Source organism: Timonella senegalensis JC301, assembly GCF_000312125.1.
Taxonomy (GTDB): domain Bacteria; phylum Actinomycetota; class Actinomycetes; order Actinomycetales; family Cellulomonadaceae; genus Timonella; species Timonella senegalensis.
In genome coordinates this window covers 283,510-290,316 of sequence record NZ_HE978643.1, presented here as the reverse complement: position 1 = coordinate 290,316, position 6,807 = coordinate 283,510, and the positions used below count along the sequence as shown (strand labels likewise).

At 61.8% G+C, this 6,807-nt stretch carries 8 protein-coding genes and 5 tRNA genes; 5 read left to right on the top strand and 8 right to left on the bottom strand.

All coding sequences use genetic code 11. The features are described from left to right. Nucleotides 1–5: 5 nt before the first annotated feature. From HGSM_RS09085 to HGSM_RS09065, 5 genes are all read right to left on the bottom strand, one after another. Nucleotides 6–81 (bottom strand) — tRNA-Lys (locus HGSM_RS09085). Nucleotides 82–143: 62 nt separating this feature from the next. Then, nucleotides 144–216: transfer RNA gene (locus HGSM_RS09080), tRNA-Lys, on the bottom strand. A 97-nt stretch (nucleotides 217–313) separates the two neighbouring features. After that, nucleotides 314–386: transfer RNA gene (locus HGSM_RS09075), tRNA-Lys, on the bottom strand. Between the two features lie 169 nt (nucleotides 387–555). Beyond that, a tRNA-Lys gene (locus tag HGSM_RS09070) sits at nucleotides 556–631 on the bottom strand. Between the two features lie 101 nt (nucleotides 632–732). Continuing rightward, on the bottom strand, nucleotides 733–1,023 hold the full coding sequence (locus HGSM_RS09065) for a hypothetical protein (protein ID WP_019148437.1): 291 nt from the start codon (nucleotides 1,021–1,023) through the stop codon (nucleotides 733–735). 370 nt (nucleotides 1,024–1,393) lie between these two features. Here HGSM_RS09065 and bcp point away from each other — a divergent pair, with 370 nt between their 5' ends. The 3 genes from bcp (at nucleotide 1,394) to trmB (ending at nucleotide 2,955) form a co-directional block, all read left to right on the top strand. Then, nucleotides 1,394–1,867, top strand: a complete 474-nt coding sequence (gene bcp, locus HGSM_RS09060; protein WP_019148436.1) for a thioredoxin-dependent thiol peroxidase — start codon at nucleotides 1,394–1,396, stop codon at nucleotides 1,865–1,867. Between the two features lie 25 nt (nucleotides 1,868–1,892). Further along, nucleotides 1,893–1,974: transfer RNA gene (locus HGSM_RS09055), tRNA-Leu, on the top strand. Nucleotides 1,975–2,058: 84 nt separating this feature from the next. Continuing rightward, a complete protein-coding gene (gene trmB, locus HGSM_RS09050) occupies nucleotides 2,059–2,955 on the top strand; it encodes a tRNA (guanosine(46)-N7)-methyltransferase TrmB (RefSeq protein WP_019148435.1) in 897 nt (298 codons plus the stop codon). A 141-nt stretch (nucleotides 2,956–3,096) separates the two neighbouring features. On the opposite strand, the gene trxA is transcribed toward trmB, so the two are convergent. After that, the gene (gene trxA, locus HGSM_RS09045; RefSeq protein ID WP_019148434.1) at nucleotides 3,097–3,468 is read right to left on the bottom strand and encodes a thioredoxin; all 372 of its coding nucleotides are present in this window, start codon (nucleotides 3,466–3,468) and stop codon (nucleotides 3,097–3,099) included. 240 nt (nucleotides 3,469–3,708) lie between these two features. Here trxA and HGSM_RS09040 point away from each other — a divergent pair, with 240 nt between their 5' ends. Beyond that, nucleotides 3,709–4,278 carry an NUDIX hydrolase family protein gene (locus HGSM_RS09040; protein ID WP_019148433.1) on the top strand — a complete coding sequence of 190 codons (570 nt, stop codon included), beginning with the start codon at nucleotides 3,709–3,711 and terminating at the stop codon, nucleotides 4,276–4,278. A gap of 53 nt (nucleotides 4,279–4,331) precedes the next feature. Here HGSM_RS09040 and HGSM_RS09035 read toward each other — a convergent pair whose 3' ends face one another. Then, nucleotides 4,332–5,969 (bottom strand): ABC-F family ATP-binding cassette domain-containing protein, encoded by a 1,638-nt coding sequence (locus HGSM_RS09035; RefSeq protein ID WP_019148432.1) that lies wholly within the window; start codon nucleotides 5,967–5,969, stop codon nucleotides 4,332–4,334. A gap of 114 nt (nucleotides 5,970–6,083) precedes the next feature. Between HGSM_RS09035 and HGSM_RS09030 the strand changes: the two genes are divergently transcribed. Then, entirely contained in the window at nucleotides 6,084–6,479 is a 396-nt protein-coding gene (locus HGSM_RS09030; RefSeq protein ID WP_019148431.1) for a DUF3054 domain-containing protein, read from the top strand. A gap of 20 nt (nucleotides 6,480–6,499) precedes the next feature. Here HGSM_RS09030 and HGSM_RS09025 read toward each other — a convergent pair. After that, a partial coding sequence (locus HGSM_RS09025; protein WP_040594918.1) for a non-canonical purine NTP pyrophosphatase occupies nucleotides 6,500–6,807 on the bottom strand: 308 nt, incomplete at its 5' end.

Sequence of the window (6,807 nt, the reverse complement as noted above, 5' to 3'; positions counted from 1 at the left end):
ATGTGTGGTGCGCCATCAGGGACTTGGACCCCGAACCCACTGATTAAGAGTCAGTTGCTCTGCCTATTGAGCTAATGGCGCATGAACGCTGTAACGTTCATGTTCACTTTCACGCAACGCCTTAGCACTGCACGGAAGTGAAGTGCGCCATCAGGGACTTGAACCCCGAACCCACTGATTAAGAGTCAGTTGCTCTGCCTATTGAGCTAATGGCGCTAGCCGAAGTCTAGGACCTCGACAGCCGCGACAATGTGGGTTACACGGTGTCGGCGGCGATGAGTTCCAGTCCAGGTTATGGGCTGTAACTCAACAGTGCGCCATCAGGGACTTGAACCCCGAACCCACTGATTAAGAGTCAGTTGCTCTGCCTATTGAGCTAATGGCGCGACAGGAAAAACTCTATCAACCGCTTTCCGCATTCTCCAATTCGAAAGGGCGTCAGAGACTGTAAAACACATCACGTTTGCCGTGTCCCGATTGGTCTCCAGGGCCGCGCACCGGCACTAATGAAGGCAAAAAATAATGGGCCCGAGGAATTCCTCGGGCCCATCCAAGTGGTGCGCCATCAGGGACTTGAACCCCGAACCCACTGATTAAGAGTCAGTTGCTCTGCCTATTGAGCTAATGGCGCGACAGGAAAAAACTCTACTGCAGATCTTGCGTTTCGCCTAATCGAGGCGATCTAGCGGTCCGTGGCCACTAGCGCCCTTCTTGATGCACCGCGCGAGGCACTTAGTCTTCCTCGGGCGACTCGGCGTGGAAGAGGTCGGCGAGGAGCGAGTTTGGGATGTTCCCCGAGCGAATCTGGTCGCCCAAGCCATCCAAATCACCTGCGAGCGCGAGGAGCTCCTCGGTCACTTCGAAGTCGAAATCCTGTTCCGACTCCTCCACTTGGAAGGCAGATTCCTTGCGAACTGCTGTGGCTAGCATGTCGTCTTCTCCTACGTGCTGTGGCTGTGCGACGGCCTCGTTCGAGCTGCGCTCGCGCGCGGAACTCACGTGGCCTTTGGCCTGTCGAGACATTCACCCTCCTCACGCGATAGGTAATTACATGCAGTTTCACTCACGCTGGGCGTCGCGGGAGCACTCCAGATGAAACCGTGTTGCGCAGACCGTTCCGTGAATGAATCGGCCCGCCTAATAACCTTGACTGCGAAACATGAGAATTGTCTGAATTTCGCCGGGTGAAGCGTGGGTGATTTCCCTACGCGGTCACCGTAGCCAACAGTTCAACGGCTGAGAAGGGATACAAGTTCCCATCCGGACTTGATCACACCGAGGGAGGTCCTGACCACATCTTCCGGCCGCTACAGCCCCGTCAGATAGACTCAAACGAGAACCAATCCACCACCTTGACGCCCCCCTGCGGGCGCTCTGATAGGAGCTGAAGAACGTGAGCAACCGCCTTGACGTTGGCACCACCGCACCTGAGTTCGCTTTGGAGTCCACGGACGGCTCAAAGGTCCTGTTGTCCGACCTCAAAGGCCAGAAGGTCGTGCTGTACTTCTATCCCGCGGCCATGACGCCTGGCTGCAGCAAGCAGGCGTGTGACTTCCGCGACTCCCTCTCCTCCCTCAAAGGTGCCGGCTACACGGTGGTGGGTATCTCCCCTGACTCGGTGGAAAAGCTCGAGCGCTTTAAGGAAGCAGACTCGCTCAACTTCACGCTCCTGTCCGACCCTGACAACGCCGTGGCCACTGCCTATGGCGCCTACGGCGAGAAGAAGAACTACGGCCGCACCTATATGGGGATCATCCGCTCGACCTTCGTTCTGAACGAGGACCTCGTGATCACGCACGCGCTGTACAACGTCAAGGCCACAGGCCACGTTGCCCGCCTGCGGCGAGACCTTGGTTTGGACTCCTGATAAATTCGCGTACACTATTTCAAGCGCGCGAGTGGCGGAATTGGCAGACGCGCTGGATTTAGGTTCCAGTGTCTTATGACGTGGGGGTTCAAGTCCCCCCTCGCGCACGATGACGGGTCTCACGCAGGTGAGACCCGTTTTTGTTTGTATGGGCCTAGCGGCCCACCACCCTGTTGATTGAGGAAACCCGAATGTCCGAGAGCATCGCTCCCGCTGAAACTCCAGACTCTGCGTCGCAGGACTCGTTGATTACCGACGATATGGCTGGCTCCTCTGCGCCCGTCACCGAGGGCACTCCCCCGCAGTACCGTGCCCGCATCCTGTCGTTCTCTGGCCGTTCTGCGCGCCTCAAGGGACGACAAAAGGACGCGTGGGCGGAACTCGGCCCGAAGTACATCATCGAGCCACCCCGCTCGATCGCGCGCACCTCTGTGGCGCACGACGCTGAGCTCGACATCGCCGCGGCTTTCGGCCGCGAGGGCGCCCCTACGGTTATCGAGATTGGCTCGGGCCAGGGCGAGTGCGTGGCCAACGCTGCAGCCTCCCACCCAGACACGAACTTCCTGCCCGTTGAGGTGTACAGCCCCGGCATCGCGTCCACGCTGTACCGCCTGCGCAAGGGCGACATCAACAACGTTCGCATCATCCAGGCTGATGCCGCCGAGGTTGTGGGCCGCTACTTCCCGCAAGGTCAGGCTGACGAGCTGTGGGTGTTTTTCCCGGACCCATGGCACAAGTCCCGCCATAACAAGCGCCGCCTCATCCAGCCCGCGTTCACGCCGAAGGCCGCACGCGTCCTCAAGGAGGGTGGAACGTGGCGCCTTGCTACGGACTGGCTCGAGTACGCGGAGCAGATGGTCGAAGTCATTGACGCAAGCCCCTACTTTGACCGCGTAGAGGGCCAGGGGCGCTTCGAGGGTCGTGTGCTCACCAGCTTTGAACGCAAGGGGCTGGAAAAGGGACGTGTCATCACGGACCTGACCTATCGTCGAAACTCAGTTCCTGTGTCCGAGCAGGACCTGGACGTCATCGCCCACGAAGACGACTACATCCGTCCCGAATCGCTGGGCACCCCAGCACAGGACTAAGCGCTACGTGCCTCTGCGAGGGCAGCCGCCACCGCGTCTCACGTCCGCGCAGCGGGTCTGCAACGGGGCCAGCCAAGGTTGCACAAAAAGGCGGGGCCCGAGAACATCAGTTCTCGGGCCCCGCCCTCGTTATGTGTGCGATCAGTTCGCTGCTGCGTCCTGCTCAGCGATCTGCTTGCGGACGTCGTCCATGTCCAGTGCCTTCACAGCATCAACGACCTGCTGGAGCTGAGGCGCTGGGAGAGCACCCGCCTGGGAGAACACGAGGATGCCCTCGCGGAAAGCCATGAGGGTTGGGATCGAGGTGATTCCAGCCTGCGCGGCGAGGTTCTGCTCAGCCTCGGTGTCCACCTTGCCGTGGTAAACGTCAGCGTTGGTTTCCGAGGACTTCTCGTAGACCGGAGAGAACATACGGCATGGGCCGCACCACTCCGCCCAGAAGTCCACGAGCACGATGTCGTTGTTGTTGATGACGTCTGCGAAGCCAGCTTCGGTCAGTTCGTGAGTTGCCATGGGTTCCTCCTAAGTGGCCGTCTCCGGCCGGAATATGCGCCTGATGAATCCCACGTCTGTGGCGGCGCAATGACGGCGTGGGTCGGCGCCACGGGGACGCGCGGGTTTCTGCTAAGTAAGACACTACAGGGCCGAAAGTTATTCCAAATGTTTTCGGCTGTTGGCGAATACCAGCCACGAATGCCTCAAAACAACGCGTGCCAGCGCGCACCGAAGCCAAAAAAACGATAGAACCGGGGTGTGACTGATACAGCTGATTTTGCACCACGCGACTTTCCTGACGACTTTTCCAAGCCTGCCGGCTGGCTCTCTGCCACGGAAATCGCGGTCGCGCGGGCGCAGCTTCCCATCTTGTACGTTGACGCCGTACCCGTGCGAGTCGATGAGGCCGGGGACGTGATCGCCGTGGGTCTGCTCCTGCGCGCGACCGAGTCCGGGCACATGACCCGCGCACTGGTATCAGGGCGCGTGATGTATCACGAACGTATTCGCGATGCCCTTCTTCGTCACATTGAGAAGGATCTTGGCCCTGTGGCTCTGCCTCTCATCCCCGCGTCGCCCCAGCCATTCACCGTTGCCGAGTATTTCCCGATCCCGGGAATCACCTCGTACCACGACCCCCGCCAGCACGCCGTGTCCCTCGCCTACGTGGTTCCTGTGCGCGGCGACTGCCACCCGCAACACAATGCGCTCGACCTCTCGTGGGTCACCCCGGAGGAAGCCATCTCGACCGAGGTTCTGGCTGAGATGCAGGGCGGCCAGGACGTGCTCCTGCGTCAGGCGCTCGCCCACGTGGGACGACTGATCTAGCAACAAGACACGCCACCCGAGCGACGGTTGCTTGAGCCCGCCGCTTCAGACCGTTACTTCAAGACCAGTTCAGGCCAGTCCTCGAAGTCAGCACGCATCCGGCGATCATGGGTGGCCACGATGACCGCGGCAGAAGTCTTCATGAGTGCCTGTGTGAGGTCGTCCACGAGGTCAATCGACAGGTGGTTGGTGGGCTCGTCGAGCAGCAAAACGTTCGGCATTGCGAGGAGAGCGCACGCGAGTTCGAACCGCTTGCGCTGCCCTACGGAGAGTTCACGGATGGGCCGGTCGAGGGTCTCCTCGGACAGCAGGCCCAGGTACGCCACGGGAACCACGTTGTTGGGGTCGAGCTTTCCCGACTGCAGGAGTTCGAGCGCGAGCCGCGCATACAGGTCAAAGCAGCTCGGGTTCTCGTCCGGCCGTACGAGCCGGCCGATGTTGCTCTCCTGCGTCACCACGCCAATGCGCGCGTCCCCGAGGGCAGTGCGGTAGCCGCGGGTGGGCTCGAGCGTTCCGGCGAGCACCCGCATGAGTGTGGACTTGCCGGTGCCGTTGGCGCCCGTGATGAGCAGTCTCGATGCCGGCGCCACGGTGAGGCGCTGGGCCGGAAGATCGAGCCGGGTTCGGCCGTTGCCCTCAACCGCAATGTTTCGAACGTCAATGATCGGTGAACCGGGGTCCCAGCCCGGGTTCATCGTGGGGAGGTCCGGGAAGTTGAGCACGGGCGGCGGCGGGGGAATGTCCACAGCCTCAGCCTTGAGCTTCTCCACGAGCCTGTCGGCGGCCTTTACGTGGATGCGCGCACGCGTCCCTCGTCGGTGTTTCTGGGAGCCCTTGGGCGGGCGCCACTCGTCCGAGAGCCCCTCGTACGACTGGTCGAGCCTGTGTTCCAGTGCGATCGCGCGCTTGCGTTCGGCACGGTATCGCTGATTCCACCTGCGCCAGGCCTCGGATTTGGCGAACCGGTAGGACATGTAACCCGGCTGCCCATAGAGCACGGGCTTACCGTCCATTGAGGGGTCGAGGTCAAGAATCGCGGTTGCCACATCGTCAAGAAGCATGCGGTCGTGCGTCACCACGACTACGGCACCATGCCAGGTCTTCATGACCTGTGTGAGGTAGCCGATCGCCTGCTCGTCGAGGTGGTTGGTGGGCTCGTCCAGCAGAAGGATGTCTCTACGCTCAGCGAGCGTGCATGCCAGGCGCACTCTGTAGCGCTCCCCCACGGACAGTTGCGCCATCGGACGGGAGTATTCGCGAATCGCACCGAGTCGAGTCAGGGCCTCGTCAACCCGGCGCTCCGCATCCCAAGCCTCGAGGGCCTCGATACGCGCCAGAACCTCGGAGTACTGTGCGAGTGAACCGGTCTCGTGGTTAAACTGCTCTGCGGCACGTTCGAGTTCAGCCACCGCTGCTCGAAGCGACGCGAGTGACTGAGCCACTTCGTCGCCGATGGTCCCAGTGCCCACGACTTCGAGTTCCTGAGGAACATAGGAGAACGAGCCGTCAAGTGTGGTCGTACCACCCTGTGGCACGAGTTCGCCTGCGAGCACGCGTAGCAGGGTGGTCTTGCCGGAGCCATTCTCTCCGACGAGCGCGAGACGGGCCCCTTGGGACACCCGCAGGCTCAGTCCATCGAAGATGGTGCGTCCGGGGTAACGAAACTCGAGGTCTCTGGCGATGAGGTGCATTTGTTCCATCGTAGTGGGCGGGTCAATTTCGTATGGCAGGCGGAGTTCCCGGCGGGTCCGCCGAGCGTGGCCAGTAGGCCTTGGCCGACCGCGAGCGTGGGATAAAGTTGCACCGTGAAAAGAACCGCCATCTGGGCACTCCTCGACATCGCCATTGTCCTGATCTTCGCCGCTTCCGGGCGCTCCACTCATGATGAGCAGAACACCCTCGTGGGAGTCCTCGGGACCGCGTTGCCGTTCCTTCTCGCCCTCGTCATCGCGTGGGTAACAACCAGGCAGTGGACGCGTACAGCACAGGGCACGCCCCGGGCACTCCAGGTGTGGCCGGCCGCCATCCTGCTGGCGCTCATCACGTGGGCGGGTGGCCTCGGACTGCGCGTCCTGCTGGGCGACACGATCAACGGCGGCTTCCCGCTTGTTGCTCTCGGGTTCCTAACACTCAGCCTCGTGGGCTGGCGCGCCATCTGGGCGCTGATCGAATCCAAGCGCGCAGGACGCTCCTCCCTCTAGCGGGAGCCGATTACACCAGGTCAGGAGAACAGCGCCGCAATGTGGGGCGCAAGCAGGCGGAACGCCTTGCCCCGGTGGCTGATCGCATTCTTCTCATCTGCGCTCAACTGCGCGCACGAGCGGTCCTCACCGTCTGGGCGCAGGATTGGGTCGTAGCCGAAGCCGCCGCTACCCGCGCGCTCAAACAAGAGCGTGCCATCAAGGGTTCCGCGCTCCACGTGCTCGACCCCGTCAGGGGTGACCAGAGCGGCAGCGCACACGAACCGCGCCGCACGGTGTTCCACTGCGATGTCGGAGAGCTGAGCGAGCAGCAAGTCCAGGTTGGCCG

Bases quoted from the DNA above. Each gene is read 5' to 3' on its own strand.
- trxA (WP_019148434.1), bottom strand. From the start codon at position 3,468: ATGGCAACTCACGAACTGACCGAAGCTGGCTTCGCAGACGTCATCAAC.
- trmB (WP_019148435.1), top strand. From the start codon at position 2,059: ATGTCCGAGAGCATCGCTCCCGCTGAAACTCCAGACTCTGCGTCGCAG.
- HGSM_RS09065 (WP_019148437.1), bottom strand. From the start codon at position 1,023: ATGTCTCGACAGGCCAAAGGCCACGTGAGTTCCGCGCGCGAGCGCAGC.
- HGSM_RS09035 (WP_019148432.1), bottom strand. From the start codon at position 5,969: ATGCACCTCATCGCCAGAGACCTCGAGTTTCGTTACCCCGGACGCACC.